20 protein-coding genes are annotated in these 24,930 nt (G+C 75.0%); 9 read left to right on the top strand and 11 right to left on the bottom strand.

Annotated features, from left to right (window positions below):
- The first annotated feature begins 39 nt into the window (after positions 1-39).
- A complete protein-coding gene (locus ACZ7G3_RS21515; RefSeq protein WP_470927573.1) occupies positions 40-729 on the top strand; it encodes a copper homeostasis protein CutC in 690 nt (229 codons plus the stop codon).
- 176 nt (positions 730-905) lie between these two features.
- On the opposite strand, the gene ACZ7G3_RS21510 is transcribed toward ACZ7G3_RS21515, so the two are convergent.
- The gene (locus ACZ7G3_RS21510) at positions 906-3,074 is read right to left on the bottom strand and encodes a HelD family protein (protein ID WP_470927571.1); all 2,169 of its coding nucleotides are present in this window, start codon (positions 3,072-3,074) and stop codon (positions 906-908) included.
- Between the two features lie 277 nt (positions 3,075-3,351).
- Here ACZ7G3_RS21510 and ACZ7G3_RS21505 point away from each other — a divergent pair, with 277 nt between their 5' ends.
- Together ACZ7G3_RS21505 and ACZ7G3_RS21500 are read left to right on the top strand one after the other, a co-directional pair.
- Positions 3,352-3,537, top strand: a complete 186-nt coding sequence (locus tag ACZ7G3_RS21505; RefSeq protein WP_426520540.1) for a hypothetical protein — start codon at positions 3,352-3,354, stop codon at positions 3,535-3,537.
- A 140-nt stretch (positions 3,538-3,677) separates the two neighbouring features.
- Positions 3,678-4,067: a hypothetical protein gene (locus tag ACZ7G3_RS21500; RefSeq protein WP_470927569.1), complete on the top strand. Its 390-nt coding sequence runs from the start codon at positions 3,678-3,680 to the stop codon at positions 4,065-4,067.
- A gap of 148 nt (positions 4,068-4,215) precedes the next feature.
- On the opposite strand, the gene ACZ7G3_RS21495 is transcribed toward ACZ7G3_RS21500, so the two are convergent.
- The 3 genes from ACZ7G3_RS21495 to ACZ7G3_RS21485 all read right to left on the bottom strand — a co-directional run bounded on the left by ACZ7G3_RS21495 (position 4,216) and on the right by ACZ7G3_RS21485 (position 9,485).
- Entirely contained in the window at positions 4,216-5,859 is a 1,644-nt protein-coding gene (locus ACZ7G3_RS21495; RefSeq protein WP_470927567.1) for a DNA repair helicase XPB, read from the bottom strand.
- A gap of 93 nt (positions 5,860-5,952) precedes the next feature.
- Positions 5,953-6,186 carry a hypothetical protein gene (locus tag ACZ7G3_RS21490; protein ID WP_426596801.1) on the bottom strand — a complete coding sequence of 78 codons (234 nt, stop codon included), beginning with the start codon at positions 6,184-6,186 and terminating at the stop codon, positions 5,953-5,955.
- Between the two features lie 653 nt (positions 6,187-6,839).
- On the bottom strand, positions 6,840-9,485 hold the full coding sequence (locus ACZ7G3_RS21485) for a helicase C-terminal domain-containing protein (RefSeq protein ID WP_470927565.1): 2,646 nt from the start codon (positions 9,483-9,485) through the stop codon (positions 6,840-6,842).
- A 131-nt stretch (positions 9,486-9,616) separates the two neighbouring features.
- Here ACZ7G3_RS21485 and ACZ7G3_RS21480 point away from each other — a divergent pair, with 131 nt between their 5' ends.
- Together ACZ7G3_RS21480 and ACZ7G3_RS21475 are read left to right on the top strand one after the other, a co-directional pair.
- Positions 9,617-10,753 (top strand): hypothetical protein, encoded by a 1,137-nt coding sequence (locus ACZ7G3_RS21480; protein WP_470927563.1) that lies wholly within the window; start codon positions 9,617-9,619, stop codon positions 10,751-10,753.
- 482 nt (positions 10,754-11,235) lie between these two features.
- Entirely contained in the window at positions 11,236-11,904 is a 669-nt protein-coding gene (locus tag ACZ7G3_RS21475) for an HAD family hydrolase (RefSeq protein WP_470927561.1), read from the top strand.
- Here ACZ7G3_RS21475 and ACZ7G3_RS21470 read toward each other — a convergent pair.
- Positions 11,847-12,131, bottom strand: a complete 285-nt coding sequence (locus ACZ7G3_RS21470) for a hypothetical protein (protein WP_426596797.1) — start codon at positions 12,129-12,131, stop codon at positions 11,847-11,849. The genes ACZ7G3_RS21475 and ACZ7G3_RS21470 overlap by 58 nt on opposite strands.
- Positions 12,132-12,293: 162 nt before the next feature.
- On the opposite strand from ACZ7G3_RS21470, the gene ACZ7G3_RS21465 reads away from it, so the two are divergent.
- Complete coding sequence (locus ACZ7G3_RS21465; RefSeq protein WP_426596796.1) at positions 12,294-12,677, top strand: cold-shock protein; 384 nt, start codon at positions 12,294-12,296, stop codon at positions 12,675-12,677.
- A gap of 16 nt (positions 12,678-12,693) precedes the next feature.
- Here ACZ7G3_RS21465 and ACZ7G3_RS21460 read toward each other — a convergent pair whose 3' ends face one another.
- The 4 genes from ACZ7G3_RS21460 to ACZ7G3_RS21445 form a co-directional block, all read right to left on the bottom strand.
- Positions 12,694-13,557 (bottom strand): 1,4-dihydroxy-6-naphthoate synthase, encoded by an 864-nt coding sequence (locus ACZ7G3_RS21460; RefSeq protein ID WP_426596795.1) that lies wholly within the window; start codon positions 13,555-13,557, stop codon positions 12,694-12,696.
- Positions 13,547-14,254 carry a futalosine hydrolase gene (locus ACZ7G3_RS21455; RefSeq protein ID WP_470927559.1) on the bottom strand — a complete coding sequence of 236 codons (708 nt, stop codon included), beginning with the start codon at positions 14,252-14,254 and terminating at the stop codon, positions 13,547-13,549. Before ACZ7G3_RS21455 ends, ACZ7G3_RS21460 begins: the two co-directional genes overlap by 11 nt.
- A gap of 11 nt (positions 14,255-14,265) precedes the next feature.
- A complete protein-coding gene (locus tag ACZ7G3_RS21450) occupies positions 14,266-14,754 on the bottom strand; it encodes a DUF2771 domain-containing protein (RefSeq protein ID WP_426596793.1) in 489 nt (162 codons plus the stop codon).
- Between the two features lie 396 nt (positions 14,755-15,150).
- Positions 15,151-16,554, bottom strand: a complete 1,404-nt coding sequence (locus tag ACZ7G3_RS21445) for an MFS transporter (protein ID WP_470927557.1) — start codon at positions 16,552-16,554, stop codon at positions 15,151-15,153.
- A gap of 333 nt (positions 16,555-16,887) precedes the next feature.
- On the opposite strand from ACZ7G3_RS21445, the gene ACZ7G3_RS21440 reads away from it, so the two are divergent.
- The 3 genes from ACZ7G3_RS21440 to ACZ7G3_RS21430 all read left to right on the top strand — a co-directional run bounded on the left by ACZ7G3_RS21440 (position 16,888) and on the right by ACZ7G3_RS21430 (position 21,551).
- Positions 16,888-17,814, top strand: coding sequence for a DUF3027 domain-containing protein (locus ACZ7G3_RS21440; RefSeq protein ID WP_426596791.1), 927 nt, complete (start codon positions 16,888-16,890; stop codon positions 17,812-17,814).
- 233 nt (positions 17,815-18,047) lie between these two features.
- The gene (locus ACZ7G3_RS21435) at positions 18,048-21,167 is read left to right on the top strand and encodes a sacsin N-terminal ATP-binding-like domain-containing protein (RefSeq protein WP_470927555.1); all 3,120 of its coding nucleotides are present in this window, start codon (positions 18,048-18,050) and stop codon (positions 21,165-21,167) included.
- 48 nt (positions 21,168-21,215) lie between these two features.
- The gene (locus tag ACZ7G3_RS21430; protein ID WP_470927553.1) at positions 21,216-21,551 is read left to right on the top strand and encodes a CPCC family cysteine-rich protein; all 336 of its coding nucleotides are present in this window, start codon (positions 21,216-21,218) and stop codon (positions 21,549-21,551) included.
- Between the two features lie 170 nt (positions 21,552-21,721).
- Here the strand turns inward: ACZ7G3_RS21430 and ACZ7G3_RS21425 are convergent, their stop codons facing one another.
- Positions 21,722-24,115, bottom strand: coding sequence for an HAD-IC family P-type ATPase (locus tag ACZ7G3_RS21425; RefSeq protein WP_470927551.1), 2,394 nt, complete (start codon positions 24,113-24,115; stop codon positions 21,722-21,724).
- 99 nt (positions 24,116-24,214) lie between these two features.
- Complete coding sequence (locus tag ACZ7G3_RS21420) at positions 24,215-24,736, bottom strand: GNAT family N-acetyltransferase (protein ID WP_470927701.1); 522 nt, start codon at positions 24,734-24,736, stop codon at positions 24,215-24,217.
- Positions 24,737-24,930 lie beyond the last annotated feature (194 nt).

Below are 24,930 nucleotides of genomic sequence, written 5' to 3'. Positions count from 1 at the left end.
ATTGGACTAGACCTGTAGCAGGCCGACGAATGGGGTCCCATGAGCAAGCGTGCAGTCCTGGAGGTGATCGCCCTCGACGTCGAGGACGCGGTCGCCGCCCAGGCCGGAGGCGCGGATCGCCTCGAACTGGTCACCGACATGGCGGCCGACGGACTCACCCCGTCGACCGCGACCGTCGCCGCGATCCGCGCCGCCGTCGACATCGACGTACGGGTGATGCTGCGGCTCGCGGACGGGTTCGCCGCCGGGGACGTCGAGCGGCTGGCACGGGTCGCCGGGGAGATGCGGGAGGCCGGGGCCACGCAGTTCGTGCTGGGGTTCCTCGACGCGGACGACGACGTGGACCTCGGTGCGGTGGAGCGGGTCGCCGGGGTGCTGGAGGGGTGCCGGTGGACGTTCCACCGCGCGATCGACCGCGCCGCGAACCGGGACGCCCTGCGCAAACAGCTCGCGGACTTCCCGGGCCTGGACACCTATCTGACGGCCGGGGCGGCCGGCGGGGTGGACGACGGGCTGACCGTACTGCTCGCCGAGGCCCGGCGGCGCGGGGAGCCGGGGTACGAGCAGCAGCTGCTGGTCGGGGGCGGCCTGCGGCTGGACCACGTGCCGGGGCTGCTGGACGCCGGAATCGACGGCTTCCACATCGGCGGGGCGGCGAGGCCCTCCGGGTGGGACGGGCCGGTGTCGGCACAGGCGGTCGCGGAGTGGCGCGAGGTACTCGGGCGCTGAGCGCCGTCGAGCGGCTGCCCGCGGTGCCGCTTGCGGGGTGAGCGGCTGCCCGCGGTGCCGCTTGCGGGGTGAGCGGCTGCCCGCGGTGCCGCTCGTGGGGGCGGGCCGGCGCCGCCCCGGCGCGAACGGGGCGCCTCCCGGGCCGTTCGCACGCGGGGAGGCGCGACCGCCCGCGGTCAGGCCAGCTGCGGCGGCAGCCCCGCCCCGTGCGTCACGATCAGCCCCGACACCGCCCGGGTCAGCGCCACGTACAGCCGTCGCAGCCCCGTCCGCTCGTCCGGTTCGCCGTCGAGCACGGCCTGCGGCTCGTCCAGGACCACGTAGTCGTACTCCAGGCCCTTGGCCAGTGAGGCCGGCACCAGGGTCAGGCGGGTGGCGTGGGTCGTCTCCTCGCCCGGCCCGACGAAGCCGATCCCCGCCGCCTCGAGAGCCTCCGCCAGCCGCGGCACCCGCGCGTCGGCGGCGATCAGGCCGACCGAGCCCTCGCGTTCCAGCAGCTCACGGCAGGCGGATAGCACGTCCGCGATCCCGTCCGCCGTCCCGTCCGCGGTCGCCTCCGCCGTCCCGTCCGTCTTTCCGTCCGTGATCCCGTCCGCGGTCGCCTCGGCCGTCCCGTCCGCCTTCCCGTCCGCGGTCGCCCGGATGTCGAAGAAGCCCGGGTTCTCACGGATCGACGCCACCGGCGTCAGGCCCGGCGCGATGTGCGGCAGCAGCCGGGAGGCGTACGCGATGACGTCCGTCGGCACGCGGAAACCGGCGGTCAGCTCCTCGACCACGGCCTCGCCCTTGCCCAGGTGCGCCAGCGCCTCGCCCCAGCTCCGGGTCGCCCACGGCGTGGTGCCCTGCGCCAGGTCGCCCAGCACGGTCGCCGAACCGGTGGTGCAGCGCCGGCCCACCGCGCGGTACTGCATCGGGGAGAGGTCCTGCGCCTCGTCGAGGACCACGTGCCCGAGGGAGTGGGTGCGCTCGATCAGGTCGGTGGCCTCGTCGATCAGCACGGCGTCGGCGGGCGACCACTTGGCGGACCTCACGGAGCGGGCCGGCTTCGCCCACAGCACCGCCTTCCGCTCCTCCTCGGTGAGGACGCCCTCGGAGTGCTCGGCGAGGAAGTCCGCGTCCGTCAGGAGCCGCAGCACGAGCTTCGCGGGCTCGACCTGCGGCCAGACGGTCTTCACCACCGCCTTCACGGCGGCGTCGCGCGCCACCGCGTTCTGCACCCGGTCGTCCGGCGCCTCGCCCGCCCGCTCCATCTGCACCAGCACGGCGTGCGCGATGCGCTGCGGGAGGGCCTCGCGGGCGGCGCCGTAGCGGATGTCGCGGGCGAGCAGCTCGCGGACGATCTCCTCCAGCTCGTACGCCGCCACCCGCCAGCGGCGCGAGCCGCGCACCACGACGACGCCCTCGGTGGGCAGGGTGACGTGCGAGTAGAGGGCCCTGCGCAGCACCTCCGCCATCCGCGCGTCGCCCTTGACCACCGCTGTCGCCGCCTCGTCCGTGCCGCGCACCTCGACGTGCGCCACCAGGTCGTCGACGGTGGCCTGCCGGACCGTCAGTTCACCCAGGGCCGGGAGCACCTGCTCGATGTAGTGCAGGAAGGACTTGTTCGGCCCGATGACGAGGGTGCCGGTGCGGGCGAGGCGCTCGCGGTGGGCGTAGAGGAGGTAGGCGACCCGGTGCAGGCCGACGGCGGTCTTCCCGGTGCCGGGGCCGCCCTGCACGCAGACCGATCCGGCCAGCCCGGCGCGCACGATCTCGTCCTGCTCGGGCTGGATGGTCGCCACGATGTCCCGCATCGGGCCGACGCGGGGCCGCTCGATCTCCTGCTGGAGCAGCTTGCTGGTGGTCGCGGCCTCGTCGGGGTCGGACAGGTGCTCGTCCTCGTACGCCGTGAGCTCGCCGCCGGTGTAGCCGAAGCGGCGGCGCAGGGCGACGTCCATCGGGTTCTTCTTCGACGCCTGGTAGAAAGGCTGCGACACGGGCGCCCGCCAGTCGATCACCATCGGGTCGCCGTCCGCGTCGTGCACGTGCCGGCGCCCGACGTGCAGTGTCCGATAAGCGGCCTCCGGCCGCGGGCGCTCCCCCTCCCCGCCCTCCGCCTGCTCCGCCCCCGGGGCGTGCAGGTAGTCGAGCCGGCCGAAGAACAGCGGGGTCCCGCTCAGGTCGGCGAGCGCCTTGATGCGCTCCTCGATCTGGCTCTCCAGCACGGCGGCGTTGACCCAGTTCGCGGTGACGTCGGTGATGTCCAGGGACTCGACGTCCTCGCGCATGGCACGCAGGGCGGAACGGGACGCGGCGAGGTGGGAGCGCTCTTTGGACAGAGGGTCGTCGTGGTCGGGCGTGGACAAGGGGGTGCCTCCGGGTGACCTGCGGTGCGGTGGGCGCGGGCTGCGCGCGGTGGGCCGACCGGTTTCCGTCCGGACGGCGGCACTCCCGTGGGGAGGCGGGCAAGAGCGGAGATTCTAGGGAGCGGGGGCCGCGCGGGCCAAATGGTTTTACGTCCCCTAGGGGTCGGGGCCCTCCCACCTGAGGGGGCGGCGTCCGTCCGGAGGAGTACGGAGCGGGGGTGTGGGTTGGCCCCGCAGACCGATGCCGGTACGGGGGCCGCGGTCGCACCATGGAGACATGAGCGCAGCAACCATCTCCCCCCTTCCGGCTCCCGGCCGCGCGTCCGGTGCCACGCCCGTGGCCGGCAGCCACCGGCACCGGCTCGGTGACGCCCTGCGCGCCGTCAGGGTGTTCGCGGGCGCCGCCTTCGACGTGGTCGTCCTCGGCGAGTACGGCGAGGAGGCCGGCGTCCGCCGCCGGTGACGCCGCGCTGCTCGCCGGTGGCGTCCGCGTCGCTCGCCGGTGACGCCGCGTCCGCCGTCGCGCGGACTGAGTACGCACGCGTGCCGGTCTGAGTACGCACGCCGGTGCGCGGGGCACGCCCGCGCGGCTTGACTGGCCGCATGAACCCACAGCACCCCACGGCATGGCCGCCGTACCCGGCCGCCTGGCGGGACCCACGGGAGCAGCGGGACCGCACGGCGTGGATCGCGCCGACCGTCGCCACCGTGCTCCTGACGGTTCTGGTACCGGCGGCCGCGTTCCTCGGCCTGCTGTCGGTCATGGCGACCGACAGCTGCGGCACCGACTGCTCGCGGGCGCTGACGACCTCGCTGACGCTGATCTACGGGACCCTGTTCTTCGGCGCCTTCCTCACCCACGGAGCCTGGGTCACCTCCTGGGCGCTGCCCTGGACCCGGCGCTGGTCCGCCCTGCGGATCTGGATGGCCGCGCTGTCGCTGCTGCCGCCGGTGTTCGTCCTGATCCTGGTGTTCACCCTCCCCGGGGCCTGACCGTCCCTCCCCGGGGTCTGACCGTCCCTCCCCGGGGTCTGACCGTCCCTCCCGGGGTCTGACCGTCCCTCCCCGGAACCTGACCGTCCCTCCCCGGGGCCCGACCGTTTTCCCCGGGGCCGGGCCTGACCCGGCCGGGGGTGTCCGCTCAGCTCTCCGTCAGCAACTCGTCCGCGTCCACGATCCGGTACGCGTAACCCTGCTCCGCCAGGAAGCGCTGGCGGTGGGCGGCGAAGTCCTGGTCGAGGGTGTCGCGGGCGACGACCGAGTAGAAGTGCGCCTGGTGGCCGTCGGCCTTGGGGCGCAGGACCCGGCCGAGCCGCTGGGCCTCCTCCTGCCGGGACCCGAACGTGCCCGACACCTGGATGGCGACGGTCGCCTCCGGCAGGTCGATGGAGAAGTTCGCGACCTTCGACACGACGAGGACGCTGATCTCGCCCTGGCGGAAGGACTCGAAGAGCTTCTCCCGCTGGGCGTTGGACGTCTCGCCCTTGATGACCGGCGCGCCCAGGTGCTCGCCCAGTTCGTCGAGCTGGTCGATGTACTGGCCGATGACGAGGATCTGCTGCCCGGCGAAGCGCCGCACGATCGCCTCGGTCACCTTCCGCTTCGTCGCGGTCGTCGCGCAGAAGCGGTACTTCTCCTCCGTCTCGGCGGTGGCGTACGCGAGGCGCTCGGAGTCGGTGAGGTTGACCCGGACCTCCACACAGTCGGCGGGCGCGATGTAGCCCTGCGCCTCGATCTCCTTCCACGGGGCGTCGAAACGCTTCGGCCCGATGAGGGAGAACACGTCCGACTCGCGGCCGTCCTCGCGGACCAGGGTCGCGGTCAGTCCGAGCCGCCGCCGCGCCTGGAGGTCGGCGGTGAACTTGAAGACCGGCGCCGGCAGCAGGTGCACCTCGTCGTAGACGACCAGCCCCCAGTCCCGGGAGTCGAACAGCTCCAGGTGCGGGTAGACACCCTTCCGCTTCGTCGTCAGCACCTGGTACGTGGCGATGGTGACGGGACGGATCTCCTTCTTCGTCCCGCTGTACTCGCCGATCTCGTCCTCCGTGAGGGAGGTCCGCTTCACCAGCTCGTGCTTCCACTGCCGGGCGGAGACGGTGTTCGTCACGAGGATCAGGGTCGTCGACTTGGCCTGCGCCATCGAACCCGCCCCGACCAGCGTCTTCCCGGCGCCGCAGGGGAGCACGACGACACCGCTGCCGCCGTGCCAGAAGTTCTCCACCGCCTGCTTCTGGTAGGGCCTCAGCGCCCAGCCGTCCTCGGCCAGCTCGATGGGGTGCGCCTCGCCGTCGACGTACCCGGCGAGGTCCTCGGCGGGCCAGCCCAGCTTCAGCAGCGTCTGCTTGATCTGCCCGCGCTCGGAGGGGTGCACGGCCACCGTGTCGGGGTCGATGCGGTTGCCGACCAGCGGCGCGATCCGCTTCGACTTCAGCACCTCCTCCAGCACCGGCCGGTCGGTGGTCGTCAGGACCAGACCGTGCGCCGGGTGCTTGGAGAGGGTGAGGCGGCCGTAGCGGTCCATCGTCTCGGCGATGTCGACGAGCAGCGCGTGCGGCACCGGGTAGCGGCTGTACTCGACGAGCGCGTCCACGACCTGCTCGGCGTCGTGGCCCGCGGCCCGCGCGTTCCACAGGCCGAGCGGGGTCACCCGGTAGGTGTGGATGTGCTCCGGCGCCCGCTCCAGCTCGGCGAACGGCGCGATGGCCCGGCGGCAGGCGCCGGCCTGCTCGTGGTCGACCTCGAGGAGCAGGGTCTTGTCGGACTGGACGATCAGCGGACCATTCACGGGCGGCACCCTTTCGCGCGCGTACGGCCGACAGCGACTGGACGGATCGGCCAAACGTCCAGTGTGCCTGATCGGGCCGCCCGGGCAGCCGGGCTACCGGAGAGTGAGGTTGTTGATCAGCGGGCCCTCCAGGGCGATCCCCTCCGTGACCAGGGACTGGACGCCGCTGACCGGCGGGGGCAGGGGCAGCGGCAGCGCGGCGGCCTTGGGAGCGAGCGCGCCGAACAGCGCCGCGGCGGTGATCAGGGCGGCGACGGAGACGGCGACGGCGTTGCGGGCGGCGGAGCGGGTGGCGGAGCGGTCGTGATCGGGAAGCTCGGAACGCATGGGGGTGTCCGGCCTTTCAGGGGGAGTGATCAGGAGAGGAGGGCCCGTGGACCAGGAGAGGAGGGCCCGTGGATCAGGAGAGGAGGGCCCGTGGATCAGGAGAGGAGGGCCCGTGGATCAGAAGAGAGGGGCTGTGGATCAGGGGGCCGTGATCAGGGGTGGAGGCCGTGATCAGGGGAGGAGGCGATGGGGGGAGGGGGCGATGGGGGGAGCCCGGAGCGGGCGGAGGCGGGCCGGGCCCAGGGGGGCTGGGGACCCGGCCCGCCGACGGGGACGCTGATCGGGGGGATCAGCGAGGGATCAGAGGACGGTCAGAGGGTCAGGCCTCCGCCGAGGTCGATGCCGACCGCGGCGGCCTCGGCGGCGAACGCCGCGACGAGGGCGGCGGTGGAGGTCAGGACGGTGGCGACGCGGCGAACAGCGGTACGCATCGGGTTCTCCCTTTCGGTTGGTTTGCAGGGCACCCGGTGGCTGCCCGACCGTCCGCGAACCGATGCGGAATATGAAAAAAGCTCCCTCTCAGGTGCGAATCACCCGGCGTGGCGTGCATGAGTCACCGCGTACGCCCGAAAGTGCGCATCCGAGCGGAATCACGGCCGGGCGCGCGTAAAACCCGGGGGGTCATGTCACCGCAGGCGACGCCACCCGTCGCGTCACGTGGCGTCGTCGGCGAGTTCGGCCACGCCGGTGATCCGGTGCAGCGGATAGGTGCGCACCTCGTCCGCCGTGTGGTCGTACGCCGTCACGAAACCGCCCTCGACCCGGATCGGGGCGATGACGCGCTGGCTGGCGGCGCCCTCGGCGTTCACGTAGCCGATCCACAGCGCCTCGCCGGTCATGACCGCCGCCTGCACGGTGGCGAGGGTCTCGGCGGCGGCGGTACGGGGCAGCTCGCCGCCCGCGGCCGGGGTGTCGCCCGCCCCGCCGGAACCCGCCCCGCCTCCGGAGCCCGTCCCGCTACCGGGGCCCGTCCCGCTACCGGGGCCCGGCTTGCGCGGGGCCGTGGCGGCCAGGTCGCCGGCCCGGACGGCGCGGATCGCCGCCGCCAGGAGCGTGTCGTCGGGGACCGGCGGACCGTCCGGGACCGGTTCCGGTGCCGTCCGCGGCGGCGTGCGGTGGGCGTCGGCGCGGGCGATCAGCACGTCGCCCGCGGCGGACTCGGCGGCCGGCGCGAACCCCATCGCGCGCAGCCCCTCCAACAGCGCCGCCGGGTCGGCCTGCGCGGCCAGCACGGTCGGCGCGAGGCGGCGCAGGCCGAGGCCGGCGGCCCGCTTGTCGGCGAGGATCTCGTCCAGCGTCGCGTCGTCGTCGCAGCGCACGTACGCCGAGGCCGCGCCCACCCGCAGCCGTCCGTGCCGCCGGGCCACGTCGTCGATCAGGTAGGTGAGCGGCTGCGGCACCGGCGTACGGGAGTGCCGGGCGAGGAACGCGTGCAGGTCCGCGGCCGTCTGCCCGGAGTCCAGTGCGCGGCGCACCGAACCCGGCGTGAACCGGTAGACGGTCGCCCCGCCCTTGGACTCCACGTCCGCGAGCATCCCCAGCAGGCCGGCCAGCTCGGGCTCCAGGGGCCCCGGCGCCACCGCCGTCAGGTCGGCCTGGAGCAGCACGTGGTCCAGCGGTTCGGGCAGCAGCGGCGCGAGAAGCCGGGCGGCCCTCGCGGTGGCGGTGGCCTGCTCGGCGGGGGGCCGGGGAGCGGGCGTGGACGGCGTGCGGTGGTGGACGGGGAGCCGGTCGCCGGGGCCCTGGGGCGGCTCGGGCGTCCCGGGTGCCTCGGGTACCTGCGCCGGGCGGGACGGCTCGGGCGCCCCAGTCAGCGCCCGTCCCGGCGCCGCCAGCGCGCCGCGCCCGGTGACGCCCAGCAGCTCGGCCTCGGACAGCGTCCAGCGGGCCAGCCGGGTGCGCAGGTCGTCGTCCTGGCCGTCCCGCCCGTCCCGTCGCGGGCCGCGCAGCGGGCGCTCCCAGCGCAGCCGGGCCAGCACCGACTCCTCGGTGGGCGAGGCACCCTCGGGCAGCCCCGCCAGCAGGGCCAGCACCCGGTGCCGTACCTCCGGCGCCGCCGAACGGTCCAGGTTGGGGCCCAGCGCCGAGAGCGTACGGTCCTTCGCGTCCCGCCCCCCGACCACACCCGGCGTGCGGGTGGAGGTCAGCCATGTCCCGGCGAGCCGCGCCCAGCGTTCCGCGGGGGGCAGCTCCCGCCACTCGTCGTACGCCGGGGTCACCGCGTACCGCTCGTCGGCCTCTCCGTCGGAGGCGATGAGTCCGGCCGCGTAGGCCAGTTCGACCCAGAACGCGGCGACCGGTTCGGGCACGTCCAGGGCGACTGCCGTCCGCTTCAGGTCGCGCACGCTCAGCCCGCCGGCCCGCAGCACCGCCGGACCGCCCTCGTCCCACTCCTTGAGCAGCTCCTCGACGGTCGCCAGCGCCGCCAGGGCCTGCCCGGCGGCGGTGGCGTCCACCACCTGTGGACGGTGCGCGGCGGCGGCTTCCACCGGCGGCGGCACCGGCTCGGGCGTGCGGTGCGCCCGGCCCCCGCGCAGGTGCAGGGCGACCTCGCGGGGCAGGACGACCGTGCCCGGCGCGGTCGGCAGCAGCAGGCCGCGCTCCAGCAGCCGGCGCAGGTGCGGCGCGGGATCGTGGGTGACCTGGCCGTAGGGCGGGCCCCACACCAGCCGGTCCAGCACCTCCCGGGACTCCTCGGGCAGGCCGGCGAGGAGCACCGCCATCCGCGGCCGGTCGGCGAACAGGGCGCCGAGCGCGGACACAGCGGACACGGAGTCGTGGGTCGAGGGCAGGCCGACGGTGGCGAGGACCTCCTGGATCCGGCCCGGTGACATCCCCGCCGTGGCCTCCCGCACGGTGGGGCCGAGCCCCGTCGGGGAGGGGTGCTGCGGGGACGGCGCGAGCAGCTCGCGTGCGGTGCGCACCAGCCGCAGCCGGTCGTCGGCCCCCCACACCAGGGCCTGTTCGCGCAGTACGGCGAGGGCACGGGGGAGGGCCGCGGCGACCGCCGGATCGCCCTCGTCTCCGGCCATCAGACGGAGCAGCTCGGCGTAGGACGCCGGGTCCGCCGCCACGGCCAGCGCCTCCGCCGTCTGCAGCGCGAACCGGTCCAGCCGCTCCAGCGCCCGTACGACCGACGCGCGGGTGCCGGCGCGGGTGGCGAGCTGCGTGAGGTCCGTGGGCACGGGGGTGATGAGGTCGGGACGGCTGCGCAGGAGGGCGGCCAGCGAGACGTCGTCCCTGGCGCGGAGCGCCTCCGCGAGGGACCGGGGGGCCGCGGACTTCTCCTCGGTGCTCATCCGGCCCACGTTAGCGGGTGGGTGTGACGGCGGGGTGCGTGTGCGGCGGTGCGGTGCGCGTCCGCCGCGCCCGGGGGGATTCGGTACCTTCGTCCGACGGCGTACCACAACACACCGCCCCGGAGGGCTCCGTGGGGATCGAGAGCGACCAGGTCGTCTACGAGTATCTGAGCCGCGTCGGCGACGTGGCCCAGCAACGGCAGCTGCCGTCGGCCACGCGCATGCGGCTGGTCTCCGAGCTGCGCAACGAGATCGACCGGCACCGGGCCAGGACCACCGTGGACAGCCCCGCCGCCGTGCGCCGCATCCTGGACCGGCTCGGCAGTCCGGACGACATCGTCGACGCGGCGGACGGTGTGGGCGGCGCCAGCGGTGTGACCGGTGCCGGTGGTGCCCCGCGGCCGTCGGTGCCGCGGTCCGCCTCCGTGCCCGCGCAGCCGGAGGGTGAGCCGCGGAAGGAGGACGGCGGGCCGCGGAAGGCGGACGGCGGGACACGGAAGCCGGAGGGCGAGCCGCGGATGGCGGAGCGGCTCAAGGGGCTGCGGCGTGCCGTACCGCGCCCCCGCCCCCGCCCTCGCCCCGCCACGCCCGAGTCCGAGTCCGAGCCCGCGCCGGCCGCCCTCCCGCCGCACCGGGCGGGCGCGCACGAGCTGGGGGACGGCAGCGCCACGCGGCCGGACTGGTGGCGGACGGACAACGGCCCGTTCGGGGGCGGCGGCGACAGCGTGCCGGGTTTCGTCGGCGGTGTGGAGATCCCGGAGCTGCTCAGGCCCCCGCCGAGGAACGAGGACGAGACGGGCGGGCCGGCGAAGAGCAACGGGACGGCCGGGAAGACGGAAGCCGAGGCGGTGGAGGAGGCCGCGGAGCCGGTCGCCGGGAAGGCGGGCGGGGCACCGCGCCGCCGCCTGCCCCGGCTGTGGCCCGAGGGCGGCTGGAACAACCCGCTGCTGCTGCTCGCCGCCGTCCTGCTGGTCGCCGGCGCGGTCGTCGGCAGCCTCATCCCGATGGGCCTCGGCTGGGGGATCGTCTACCTCTCCCGCCGCCTGACCCCGGCCCAGGTGAAGTGGGCGGTACTGGGCCTGCCCGGCACGGTCGCCGCCGCCGGCGTCGTCTGGCTGTGGGGCCGTACGGAGGGCCGCTGGGGCGACCCGGTCGCCGAGGGCCACATGAGCGACGCCATCGCCGACACCTGGCCCTGGGTCCTGCGCGCCGCCGCCGTCGCCACGGCCCTGTACCTCCTCCGGCGCTCCCGCGGCCCCCGGGTCTGACCCGCCCCGGCCGAGGACAGGTGCCTGACCGGGCCCGACCCGCCCCGACCCGCCCCGACCGGGTCCGGCGTTTGACCGGGCCGGCGCCTGACCGGGCCCGGCGCCCGACCGGGCCCGCCCCGCCCCGACCGGGTCCGACGCCCGACCGGGTCCGACGCCTGACCGGGCCCGGCGCCCGACCGGGCCCGCCCCGCCCCGACCGGGTCCGACGCCTGACCGGGCCCGACGCCCGACCGGGCCCGCCCCGCCCCGACCGGGCCCGCCCCGCCCCGACCGGGTCCGACGCCTGACCGGGCCCGACGCCCGACCGGGCCCGCCCCGCCCCGACCGGGTCCGACGCCCGACTGGCCCGACGCCCGACCGGGTCCGATGCCCGACCGGGTCCGACGCCCGACCGGCCCGACGCCCGACCGGCCCGACGCCCGACCGGGATCCGACCCGCCCCGGCCGGGTCCGTCGGCCCTCCCGGCACAATGGGGGCCATGGCCTCCACGACCCGTCCCGCGCCCACCGTCGGCTTCGACCTCGACATGACGCTGATCGACTCGCGCCCCGGCATCCGCGCCTGCTACCTGGCGCTGACCGAGCGGACGGGGACGTTCGTCGACGCCGACCTGGCCGTCACGCGCCTCGGCCCGCCGCTGGAGGAGGAGCTGGCCCACTGGTTCCCGGCCGAGGAGATCGCCGCCACCGCCGACCTCTACCGGGAGATGTACCCGGCGTACGCCGTCGCCGCCACGCCCGCGCTGCCCGGCGCCCGGGAGGCCGTCGACGCCGTGCGCGAGGCCGGCGGACGGGCGATCGTCGTCACCGCCAAGTACGAGCCGAACGCCAAGCTGCACCTGGCGCACCTCGGCATCGGGCCGGACGCGGTGATCGGCGACCTGTGGGCCGAGCAGAAGGCCGTGGCGCTGCGCGAGCACGGCGCGGACGTGTACGTCGGCGACCACCTCGGCGACGTACGCGGCGCCCGCGCCGCCGGTGCCCTCGCGGTGGCGGTGGCCAGCGGGCCGTGCAGCGCCGGGGAGCTGCGCGCGGCCGGCGCCGACGTCGTCCTCGGCGACCTGACGGAGTTCCCGGAGTGGCTCGCGGCCTACCGCGACGGTGAGGGCGACGGCGACGCCGAGGGGCTCGACGCGGCGCGGGCCTGACGCCGGCCCGCCGCGATCGACTGGAACACCCCCGCACCGGCGATCAGGAAGCCCACTCCCATCAGCATGCTCAGAACGAACATGTAGGTGGGAAAGGGCGTCGTCCCCAGGAACAGCGGGGCCACCGTGACCAGAGTGGCCACGGTACCGATGAAGAAGACGATCGCACCGGCGCGGATCAGTCGGTCACCGGGCGCGGCGGAATTCGTTTGGGTTTTGTCACGCACCCGACCAGGGTAGTTCCCAGGCCTGGAGAACGACCGGGGGACGTCTTGTCACCGGCCTGAAGACCATTAGCCTTGGTACCGGCGGGTCCGGACGACCCGCCCAAGTGCTATCAAGAGCCGTTTCCGAGCAGTTTTCCGACGAGTACGAGGACGAGGACAGACGTGCCTACCGGCAAGGTCAAGTGGTTCAACAGCGAGAAGGGCTTCGGCTTTCTCTCCCGCGACGACGGCGGTGACGTCTTCGTCCATTCCTCGGTCCTTCCCGCCGGAGTCGAGGCGCTGAAGCCGGGCCAGCGCGTGGAGTTCGGCGTCGTCGCCGGGCAGCGCGGTGACCAGGCCCTGTCCCTGACCCTGCTGGAGCCGGCCCCGTCGGTGGCGGCCGCGCAGCGCAAGAAGCCGGACGAACTGGCCTCCATCGTCCAGGACCTGACCACCCTCCTGGAGAACATCACCCCGATGCTGGAGCGGGGCCGCTACCCCGAGAAGGCCGCCGGCAAGAAGATCGCCGGCCTGCTCCGCGCGGTCGCCGACCAGCTGGACGTCTGACCCCGCGCCTCACCCGCTACGGAAAAGCCAGCGCGTCCGGGCCGAGGGCCGGTACCAGTCCCTCGGCCGCCGCGCGGGTCAGCAGGCCACGGACCGCCGCGTAGCCGTCCTCGCCGAGCCCGGCCGTGAACTCGTTGACGTACAGCCCGATGTGCTGGTCGGCGACGGCCGGGTCCATCTCCTGGGCGTGCTCCATGACGTACGGCCGGGACACCTCCGGGTCGTCCCAGGCCGCGCGTACGGACGCGACGACCGAGTCGGCGAGGCGGGTCAGCGTCTCGGCGCCCAGCGACCGCTTGGCGATGATCGCGCCGAGCGGGATCGGCAGCCCGGTGGTCCGCTCCCAGTGCTCGCCCATGTCGGCGAGCTTGTGCAGCCCGTAGTTCTGGTACGTGAAGCGCGCCTCGTGGATCACGAGCCCCGCGTCGACCTTCCCGTCGCGCACGGCCGGCATGATCTCGTGGAACGGCATGACGACGATCTCGCCGACCCCGCCGGGCACGGTGTCCGCGGCCCAGAGGCGGAACAGCAGGTAGGCCGTCGAGGTCTCGCTCGGCACCGCGACGGTGCGCCCGCGCAGGTCGGCGTCGGCCTCCCGGGTCAGCACCAGCGGCCCGCAGCCCCGGCCCAGCGCGCCGCCGCAGGGGAGCAGGGCGTACTCGCCGAGGACGTACGGCAGTACGGCGTACGACACCTTCAGCACGTCGAACTCGCCGCGCTCGGCCATGCCGTTGGTGATGTCGATGTCCGCGAACGTCACGTCGAGGGCGGGGGCGCCGGGGACACGGCCGTGGGCCAGGGCGTCGAAGACGAAGGTGTCGTTGGGGCAGGGGGAGTACGCGATCCGCAGGGGCTCGGTCTGCGAGGGCTCAGTCGTCATGTGGGTTCCAACTCGTGAGGACGGGTGCGAGCTTCCCGAAGGCGTCCGTCAGGGCCGTGAGCGCGTCGCCGACGCGCCAGGCGGCGCGGTCGCGCGGGCCGACCGGGTTGGAGACCGCGCGCAGCTCCAGCACGGGCACCCCGTGCGCGGTGGCGGCCTCGGCGACGCCGAAGCCCTCCATGGCCTCGGCCAGCGCGCGCGGGTGGCGGGCGCGCAGCAGCGCGGCGCGTCCGGCGGTGCCGGTGACGGTGGAGCCGGTCAGGACGGTGCCGGGGCGGGCCCCGGTCGCGGCGGCGACCGCGCGGACGAGCCCGGCGGGCGGGTGGTGGGTGACGGCGCCGAAACCGAGGTCGGTGACCGGCAGGAAACCGTCGGCCGTCTCGGCGCCCAGGTCGGCCGCGGTGATCTCGTCGGCGACGACGAGCGAGCCGACGGGCGCGTCCGGGGCGAAGCCGCCGCCGATGCCGGCCGAGACGACCAGGCCGTACGGGGCGCCGTCGAGGGTCGCCGCGGTCAGGGCGGCGGCGGTGGAGGCGGCGGCGAGGGCGGGGCCGACACCGGCGGCCAGCAGGTCCGGGCCGCCCGGGAGCCGGTGGAGCCGCGCCCCGGGCAGCGGCACCTCCGTGCCCGGCCGGGGGAACGCCCGGGCCACCGCGTCCCGTTCGACGGGGACCGCGGTGGCCACGAGGACGCGCACGGGGGACGTGGTCAGTCGTCCTTCTTCAGCTTGAAGGACCACAGACCGGTGGCCGCCTCGCTGTCGTCCTTGCCGTCGCCGGCCTTGATGGTGACCAGCGTCGAGTCGCCCTGGGCACCGTACTGGGCGTTGAAGAACACGCTGCCCGGCACCGTGCGGTAGGTGTTGTCCGTGTCGTCGACCAGCTGCTGACCGTTCATCAGGATCGTCCAGCGCTTGTCCGCGAGGTCCGGGTCGACGCCGAAGCGCACGGTCTCGTCGGGGTCGACGGCGATGGACTCGACGTCGTCGTCCTGCAGGCACTTCTGGATCTCGGCGGTCTCCAGGACCTTGTCCTCGCCACCGCAGGTGGCCTCGGAGCTGACCGAGTCACTGCCGACCGTGACCGTGGCCATGGGCGTCGGCTGGTCACAGGCGGACAGCAGGAGCAGTCCGGCGGATACGGCGCCGGCGGCGGCGACGGCGCGGCGGCGTCGCACAGCGGATTGCAACGTGGTCATGGGCGAAGGCTATATGGCGCCCCCGGTCCGCCCCCCACCTGGGTACGGCGTGGCGTGATCACGCCACCCACGGTCGCCCACCTCGCGGTCGCCTCACCCACGGCCGCGCCACCCGGCCGCGCCGCCCGTGGTGGCGGCGCCTGGGTCACGCCGCCCGCGGGTCGCGCCGCCCGTGGTCGCCTCATCCGTGGTGGCGCCGTCTGGGTCGCGCCGCCCGGTGGTCGCCTCATCCGTGGTGGCGCCGCCCGGGGCGCGCTGCCCGTGGTGGCGCTGCCTGCGGTCATGCCACCTGCGGGTCGCGCCGCCTGTGGTCGCGCCACTCGCGGTCGCCTCATCCGGTCCCGCCGCCCGTGGTGACACCCGTGGTCCCGCCGCCCGCGTTCACGCTGCCCGCGTTCACGCCACCCGCGGGCGTGCCGGTCCCCCGCGCCGGGCCGAGTCGATCAGGCCCCGTACGGTCGTCAGCCAGCCGGCGGCGACGATCGCGGCGGCCACCGACAGGCCCAGCGTGCCGTTCAGCGGCAGGACGATGCCGACCGCCCCGCCGAGCACCCAGGAGACCTGGAGCAGCGTCTCCGAGCGCGCGAACGCCGAGGTGCGGACCTGTTCGGGCACGTCCCGCTGGATCAGCGCGTCCAGGGACAGCTTGGCCAGTGCCTGCGCGAACCCCGCGACCGCGGCCAGACACGCCACCAGGACGGTGCTGAAGAACACCGCGGCCGTGACCGCCGTGCCCAGCACGACCGCGACCACCGTCACGATGATCATCTCCGGCGCCCGTGACCGCAGCCAGGCCCCGACCGCGGTGCCCAGCGCGTTGCCCGCACCGGCCGCGACGCCCACGATCCCCAGCGACACGGCCGCGCTCTGCCCGGACAGCGGATGCACGCGCAGCAGGAAGGCCAGGAAGAAGATCAGGAATCCGGTCAGGCAGCGGATGCCGGCGTTGGCGGCCAGCGCGTGCGTCACCGCCGGGCCGACCGTGCGCAGCCCGGGGCGCTTGTCCGGCCCGCGCAGCGGACCGTGCAGCGGTCCGTGCAGATGGTGCTCGTCGGCCGCGAGCAGCGCCCGGTCCTCACCGCGCGCCGAGTCCACCTTCGGCGGCAGCGTGAACGACAGGACGGTGCCCACGACGAAGATCACGAAGGCGCCGTACAGGGGCCAGCGCGGCCCGATCTGCTGGAGCCCCGCCGCGATCGGCGCGGCGGCCCCGGTGGCGAGCAGCCCGCACAGCGTGACCCGCGAGTTCGCCTTCACCAGGGAGAAACGCGGCGGCAGCAGCCGGGGCACCACCGCGCTTCTGACCACGCCGTACGCCTTCGAGGCGACCAGCACGCCGAGCGCGGCCGGGTACAGCCCGATGCTGCCGCTGACGACCGCCCCGGACAGCACCAGCGCGAGCAGCGCCCGGGCGCCCATCGCCGCCGCCATCGCCGCGCGCCGGCCGTGCGGCAGGCGGTCCAGGAGCGGACCGATCACCGGCGCGAGAAGCGTGAACGGGGCCATGGTGATGGCGAGGTAGAGCGCGACCCGGCCGCGCGCCTCGTCGGTGGGGACGGAGAAGAAGACGGTGGAGGCGAGCGCGACGGTGATCATGACGTCGCCGGCGCCGTTCACCCCGTGCAGCTCGATCAGCTTGCCGAGACCGGACTCGCCGGCACCGTGCGCGTGCGTCGCCCGGCGGATGCCGCGCACCGTCTTGGTCACCGGCAGTCGCAGCGCGCGGCCGAGCGCTCGGAACCGGGAGCCGGGGCCGCGCCCCCGGCTCCCGCCCTTGAACTCCGTCCGTGCGGCTGCCACCCCGTCATAGTGCCCCGAGAGCGGGGGCTATAGCGTCTGTACGGCACGGATGGCGGTGAACGAGTCGGGTGACACCACCGGGGAACGCCGGGTTCGTACCCCGCCGAAACTCCCGTCGGTGTAGGCCCAGCGCACCTGAGCAGGTAGCGTGCCTAGCGCGCCGTGGCGAACGTTCTCGGCCGCGCGCCTTACGGGCATCCCGCAGAATGGATGACGTAGGTGTGCCCGAGCGCGATCGGGCGCGGACGTCGACGCGGTCCACAGGTCCGCTCCGTCCGCCCCTCGCAGGCAGCGGCGCACTCGTGAGACGGCGTATGGAGAGAAGCGATACCTGTGAGCGCAGCGACAACGCGAAGCCGCACCCCTGACCGTCTGTGCGCCGAGGCCATCGACCTCGCCCGCGCGGCAGCCGAGGAGGCCGCCGCACCCGGCGTCGTCGGCGAGCACGCCGGGCTGGTGTCGGAGGGCGACCGGGTCGTCACGCACTACTTCGCCTGCAAGGAGCTCGGGTACCGGGGCTGGCGCTGGGCCGTCACCGTGGCCCGCGCCTCCCGCGCCAAGATCGTCACGGTGGACGAGGCGGTGCTGCTGCCCGGCCCGGACGCGCTGCTCGCCCCGGAGTGGGTGCCGTGGAGCGAGCGGCTGCGCCCCGGTGACATGGGCCCCGGCGACCTGCTGCCCACCGACGCGGAGGACCTGCGGCTGGAGCCGGGCTGGACCGGCGAGGACGAGCCGCCGCCGAACTCCGCCGTCTCCCACGAGATGGCCGACCTCGTGGAGGCCGAGGACGCCGAGGTCACGGCCGGACCGCCCGCCGAGCTGTCGGTCGTCCCGGCCCGCGGCACGATCTCCGCGGTCGCCGAGGAGCTGGGCCTGCGCCGTACGCGGGTGCTCTCCCGGTACGGCCTGCACGTCGCCGCGGACCGCTGGGAGGAGGGCTACGGCCCGAAGACCGCGATGGCCCAGGCGGCCCCCGCGTCCTGCGTGAGCTGCGGCTTCCTGGCGCGTATCGGCGGCTCGCTGGGGCAGGCCTTCGGGGTGTGCGCCAACGAGTTCTCCCCGGCGGACGGCCGGGTGGTGTCGCTGGCCTACGGGTGCGGCGGGCACTCGGAGGCCGCGGTGATGCCGAAGCCGCCGCAGCCGGCTCCGCCGGTGATCGACGAGACGCGGGTCGACCCGTTCCCGTTGCGGCCCGCGCCGGACTCCGGGTCGGTTCCGGTGGCCGAGGACGAGGCGGCCGCGGAGCTCGGGCACTCGTAGGGCGCGCCGGTGACGGTGGTGCGGGCGCGTCGTGGCTCGCGCCCCCGGGGCCGCGCCCCGGCCCCCGCCGGCCCTGACGGCCTCGTTCCCCGGGCGCCGGACGGGCCGAGTGCTCACCGGTCGCCGGACGGGCCGAGTGCTCACCGGTCGGGCGGCCCGGCCGCCGCGGCCGGCGTTCTGCCCGACGCGGGTCGGAGCGGTACCTTCGTGGTCCGTCGATGAGGAGAGTCACCGTGAGCATGTACGTGCGGCCTGCCGCCGAGGGCGCCGATCCGTTCGGTACGGCACGTCTGCGGCGCGGGGTGCTGGACGCCTGGGCGACGAGCCCGGCCCGGTTCCGTGAGGACGCCAACGCGGAGGAGGACCTCGTCCTCGGCGGCTACCGCGACCGGCTGGTCGTCGAGCTCGCGCAGAACGCCGCCGACGCCGCCGCACGGGCCGGCGTGCCCGGCCGGCTGCGTCTCACCCTGCGCGACGGTGTCCTCGTCGCCGCCAACACCGGCGCCCCGCTGGACGCGGCCGGTGTCGAGTCGCTGTCCACGCTGCGCGCCTCCGCCAAGCGGGAGGGCGGCGAGGGCACGGTCGGCCGGTTCGGGGTCGGTTTCGCCGCCGTCCTGGCCGTCACCGACGAGCCCGCCGTCGTCGGCCGGCACGGCGGTGTGCGCTGGTCCCTGGCCGAGGCCCGCGACCTGGCCGCCGACACCGCACGGCACAGTCCCGGCCTGGGGAACGAGATCCGGCGGCGCGACGGGCACGTCCCGCTGCTGCGGCTGCCGTTCCCCGCCGAGGGCACCGCCCCCGACCCGTACGACACGGCCGTCATCCTGCCGCTGCGCGACACGGCCGCCGCCGACCTCGCCGAGCGCCTCCTGCGCGCCGTGGACGACGCCCTGCTCCTCGCCCTGCCGGGGCTGCGGGAGGTCGTGGTCGAGGTCGCGGACGACGTGCGCACGCTCTCCCGCCGTACCGAGGACGCCCTGACCGTCGTGGAGGACTCCCGCGAGGGCGTCACCCGCTGGCGTACCGCCGCCGCGCACGGACCCCTCACTCCCGACCTCCTCGCCGACCGGCCGGTGGAGGAGCGGCTGCGCCCCCACTGGTCGGTGACGTGGGCGGTGCCCGTGGACGCCGACGGCGCTCCCGCCCGGCCCCGCACCACCCCCGTCGTCCACGCGCCCACGCCCAGTGACGAGCCGCTCGGCGTGCCCGCGCTGCTCATCGCGTCGTTCCCGCTGGACTCCACCCGCCGGCACGCGGCCGGCGGCCCGCTGACCGACTTCCTGACGGAGCGGGCGGCGGACGCCTACGCGGGGCTGCTCGCCGACTGGAGCCCCGTCGCCGCCGGCCTCATCGACCTCGTACCCGGCCCGCTGGGCAAGGGCGAGCTGGACGGCGCGCTGCGGCAGGCGATCCTCGCACGGCTGCCGCGCACCGCCTTCCTGCCGCCCGCCGCACCGCGCGAGGACGACCCCGACCTGCCGGTCTCCCTGCGGCCCCGCGACGCCGAGGTCGTCGAGGGCGCGGGCACCGACACCGTGCGGGTCCTCGCCGAGGTGCTGCCGACCCTGCTGCCCGCCGGACTCGAACGCCGGGCGGAGCTGCGCACGCTGGGCGTGGCCCGGGTGCCGCTGACCGACGCGATCGACCGGCTGGCCGGCCTGGAGAAGGACCCCGGCTGGTGGCGGCGGCTCTACGACAGCCTCGCCGGGGTCGATCCCGACCGGCTGTCCGGACTGCCCGTGCCCCTCGCGGACGGCCGTACGACCATCGGACCCCGGCAGGTGCTGCTGCCCTCCGCGGACGCCGCCTCCCTCGACCCGGAGGTCCTCACCCGGCTCGGCCTGAAGGTCGCCCACCCGGACGCCGCCCACGGGCTCCTGGAGAAGCTGGGCGCGTTGCCGGCCACCCCGCGTGCCGTGCTCACCACCCCGCAGGTCCGGGCCGCCGTCGCCGCGTCCCTGGACGACGAGGGCGGCACGAACTGGGAGGAGGACGTCCTCGACGCCGACGAACTGGCCGACACCGTCCTCGGCCTGGTCCGCGACGCCGGACTCGACCCCGGGGACGAGCCCTGGCTCGGCGCGCTCGCCCTGCCCGACGAGGACGGCGAACTTTCCCCGGCGGGCGAACTCGTCTTCCCCGGTGGCCCGTTCGCCCAGGTCATGCGCGAGGACGAACTCGCCACCGTGGACGCGGAACTGGCGCGCAAGTGGGGGCCGGAGCCCCTGGCCGCCTGCGGCGTGCTCGTCACCTTCGCCCTGGTCCGCGCCACCGACGTCGTCCTCGACCCCGACGAACTGGAGCCCCGCGAGGGCGACTTCGCCGAGCCGGACGACGCGGGCCTGCTGGACGCCGTGGACGTGTGGAGCGAGGACGTCCTCGACCGCTTCCCGGACAGCCCCGTACCGCCGGTCGCCACCGAGATCGTCGCCGTGCGCGACCTGGACCTGGTGGACGACGACCGGTGGCCGCAGGCGCTCGCCCTGCTGTCGCAGCCGCCGCTGCGCGACGCGCTGGTCCTGCCCGTGCGGGTCCTCCTGCCCGACGGCACCCACGAGATCGTGCGGCCGTACACCGCGTGGTGGCTGCGCGGGCACCCGGTCCTCGGCGGGCGCCGCCCGGCGGGGCTGCGCGCGGCGGGCGGCGACCCGCTGCTGCGGGGCCTGTACGACGAGGCCGACGCCGCCGGTTTCGAGGACGAGCAGGTGCTGCGGGCGCTGGGCGTACGGACGTCCGTCGCGGCCCTCCTCGCCGAGCCCGGCGGCGCGGCCGAGCTGCTGGACCGCCTCGCCGACCCCGACCGTCCGGTCACGGCCGCCCAACTGCACGCCCTGTACGGGGCGCTGGCCGAGCTGGACCCGGACCAGGTCACCCTGCCGGACGAGGTACGGGCCGTCGTCGACGGCCGGGTGGAGGTGGTGGACGCCGCCGACGCCGTGGTCGTGGACTCGCCGGACCTGCTGCCCTTCACGTCGGGCGTGCCGCTGCTGCCCGTACGGCCGGCCCGGGCCGCCGAGCTGGCGGAACTGTTCCAGGTGCGGCGGCTGAGCGAGTCCGTCACCGGCGAGGTGGACTCCGAGGGCGCCGAGCACGGCGTACCGGAGCCGGTGCGGGCGCTGCTCGGGGCGCGGACCCCCGCGTCGTACGTGGAGCACGAGGAGCTGGTCGTCGACGGTGTGGAGATCGACTGGCGGCTGACGGGCGACGGCGTGCTGCACGCGGCGACCCTGGAGGGCGTCGCCGCCGGGCTCGCGTGGGCGGCCGGTCAGTGGCCGCGCCGCTTCGAGGTCGCCGCCCTGCTGGAGGACGAGTCCCGCACGGACGAACTGGCCCGGGACCGCTGGTTCGACTAGCCGGGGCGCTTCTTGTGGACCACCCGTGAGAACGGAACGATGTCGGCCATGACCTCTGTGGATCCGGCCCCCGGCCCCTCGGACGACCCTGCGAGCGGCCTTGTCGCCTGCCCCTGCTGCTTCCAGCAGACCCTGGCGGCGCGGGCCGGCTTCGAGATCTGTCCGGAGTGCGGCTGGGAGGACGACGGCCAGGACGACGCGGACGCCCACATGGTCCGAGGCGGGCCCAACGGCTCGCTGAGCCTGACCCAGGCCCGGCTGGACTACCTTGAGGACGTAGCCGAGACGGGCGACGAGTCCATGACGCGCGGCGGCGAAGGTCTGTGGCTGTCGGAAGCACGACGCCAGATCCCGGACCTGGGTGAAGAGGAGGGCGCTGCGTAGAGAGGCGTCCGGCAACGCTCGCCGCGTACTCGCCGGCGTGAGTACGCGACGGCCGAATCGTCCTCGATGCGCTCAGATGAGCGGCACGAGGACAGTGGGGGCCGAAGTGTTCACGGTTTCCGGGCAGGGTGGTGGCCCCCGGGCCGGAGCAGCCCGGCGGTCCGGCCCGGCTAGGCCGGTACGCGGCGGTCGACCCACCTCCACACGAACTCCAGGACGGCCGCCGCCGCCACCGCGATGCCGACCGCCGCCCACGGCATGGTCACGCCCACCAGCTTCAGCGCGAAGAAGTCCTGGAGCCACGGCACCGCCAGCACCACCAGGAAGCCCGCGCCCATCGCCGCCACCAGCCCCACGCGCCACCAGGTGTACGGGCGGGCGATGATCGCCAGCACCCACATGGAGATCAGGAACAGCGTCAGCGTCGCCGCGCTCGTCTCCGCGTCCAGCGCCCCCGGACCGGAGTAGTGCTGCCGGGCGACGAGGTACGTCGTGAAGGTCGCCGCCCCGGCCAGCACCCCGCCGGGGATCGCGTACCGCATCACACGCCGTACGAAGTGGGGCCTGGCCCGCTCCTTGTTCGGCGCGAGGGCCAGGAAGAAGGCGGGCACGCCGATCGTGAGCGTGGAGAGCAGGGTCAGGTGCCGGGGCAGGAACGGGTACTCGACCTGGGAGCAGACCACCAGGATCGCCAGCAGCACCGAGTACACGGTCTTCACCAGGAACAGGGTCGCGACCCGGGTGATGTTGCCGATGACCCTGCGGCCCTCGGCCACCACCGACGGCAGCGTGGCGAAGCTGTTGTTCAGCAGCACGATCTGCGCGACCGCCCGGGTGGCCTCCGAGCCCGAGCCCATCGCCACGCCGATGTCGGCGTCCTTGAGCGCCAGCACGTCGTTCACGCCGTCACCGGTCATCGCGACCGTGTGCCCGCGCGACTGGAGGGCACCCACCATGTCCCGCTTCTGCTGCGGGGTGACCCGGCCGAAGACCGTGCCGTCGTCGAGCGCCCCGGCCATCTCCTCCCGCCCGGCGGGCAGCCGGCGCGCGTCGACCACCGTGCCGGACAGCCCCAGCTTGGCGGCCACCGCGCCGACCGACACCGCGTTGTCACCGGAGATGACCTTGGCGCTGACGTCCTGGTCGGCGAAGTAGCGCAGGGTGTCGGCCGCGTCCGGGCGCAGCCGCTGTTCCAGGACGACCAGGGCGGCGGGCGTGACGCCCTCGGCCACCCCCGGGTCGTCCAGGTCACGGTGGGCGCGGGCCAGCAGCAGCACCCGCAGGCCCTGCTCGTTGAGCCGCCCGGTCTCGGCGAGGGCGGGGTCGTTCTCCGCCAGCAGCACGTCGGGCGCGCCCAGCAGCCACGTGCTGGAGGCGCCGTCGCCCTCGCTGAAGGCGGCGCCGCTGTACTTGCGGGCGGAGGAGAAGGGCAGCGACTCGGTGCAGCGCCAGTCGTCCGGGGCCGGATACGCCGTGACGACGGCCTGGAGGGAGGCGTTCGGGCGCGGGTCGGACTCGCCGAGGGCGCCGAGCACCGTGCGGACGTGCTCCTCGTCGGCGCCGTCGAGGACGCGCAGCCCGGTGACGTCCATGCCGCCCTCGGTGAGGGTGCCGGTCTTGTCCAGGCAGACGGTGTCGACGCGGGCCAGGCCCTCGATGGCGGGCAGCTCCTGGACGAGGCACTGCTTGCGGCCGAGCCGGATCACGCCGATCGCGAAGGCGACGGAGGTGAGCAGGACCAGGCCCTCCGGGACCATGGGCACGATGCCGCCGACGGTCCGCGCGATCGAGTCGTCCAGCTCGTCGTCCTTGGCGAGCAGCTGGCTGAGGATCAGGCCGATCGCGGTCGGGACCATCATCCACGTGACGTACTTCAGGATCGTGGAGATGCCGGACCGCAGCTCGGACTGGACCAGGGTGAAGCGGGAGGCCTCCTCGGCGAGCTGCGCGGCGTACGCCTCGCGCCCGACCTTGGTCGCCTGGAACGCCCCGCCGCCCGCCACCACGAAGCTGCCGGACATGACCTGGTCCCCCGGCTGCTTGACGACCGGGTCCGCCTCGCCGGTCAGCAGCGACTCGTCGATCTCCAGCCCGTCCGCCTCGACGCACACCCCGTCGACGACGGCCTTGTCCCCGGGGCCGATCTCGATGACGTCGTCCAGCACGATCTCCGACGTGCTGACCTCGGCGGCCGTCCCGTCCCTGCGCACGGTCGGCCGGGCCTCGCCGATCAGGGCCAGGGAGTCGAGGGTCTTCTTCGCCCGCCACTCCTGGACGATGCCGATGCCGGTGTTGGCGAGGATCACGAAGCCGAACAGGCTGTCCTGGATCGGCGCGACGCCCAGCATGATCACCCAGAGCACGCCGATGATCGCGTTGAACCGGGTGAGGACGTTGGCGCGGACGATGTCGGTGAGGGACCGGCTGCTGCGCACGGGCACGTCGTTGACCTGGCCGCGCGCCACCCGTTCGGCGACCCCGGCTGCCGTCAGGCCGGTCGCCGGGGTCGGGGCGTGCACGGGGAGCGCGGAGCCGGGCCGGTCGTCCGCGTCGAGATGCGTCATGCGTTCGACGGTACGTGCGGTTTTGGGGCTTCACCCCCCGAATGGGCGGAAGTTCCGACCACGGGAGGACGGGGCGGTCCGGGTAGTGATGCCGTAGTACTACGGGGCGTGTACCGCGGGACGGCAGAGGTCCCCGAGCTCGCGCCGGAACGTCAGCCCGGGGCGCCCGTCGAGCCGTGTCTCGCCGGTGCGGACGAACCCGGTGCGGGCCAGTACGGCCCGTGAGGCGGCGTTCTCGAGTGTGGCGGCGGCCCGCAGCGCGGTCAGTCCGTAGTCGCGCGCGGCGAGGGCGCAGACCTCCCGCACGGCGCGGGTGGCCAGGCCCCGCCCGGCGGCATGCTCGGCGATCCGGTAGCCGAGATCGGCGACGCCGTGCTCCACGTCCACGAGGTTGACCCGGCCGAGTACCTCGCCGCCGGCACCGGTCAGCACGTGGAAGTGGCAGACCCCGGCCTCCTGCTCGGCCAGCAGTGCGTCCAGCCGCTCGTCGAAACGGGCGAAGAAGTCGTCACCCCGGTCGGGTACGGAGGCGGCGAACCAGGCCCGGTTCTCCCGCTCGAAGGCGAGCAGGGCGGGCGCGTGGCCGGGCCGCAGCCGTTGCAGCCGGGGCTGCCCGGGCAGGGCGGTCGGCTCAGGCAGCCCGGGTGGGGCGGTCGGCCCGTGCGGCCCGGGCGGGCAGGTCGGCGCCGGCCCGGGCGGGGCGGTCGGCCCGTGCTCGGTCACGGGCGTCAGGCGCCGTCGGGGGGGGGGGGGGGGGGGGGGGGGGGGGGGGGGGCCCCCACACACACACCAAATCCGCAGCCCCATACCGCACC

The organism is Streptomyces sp. NPDC037271 (genome assembly GCF_055603605.1).
Note: the sequence above shows the minus strand (reverse complement) of the source record. Positions and strands in the feature narration are given on the sequence as shown.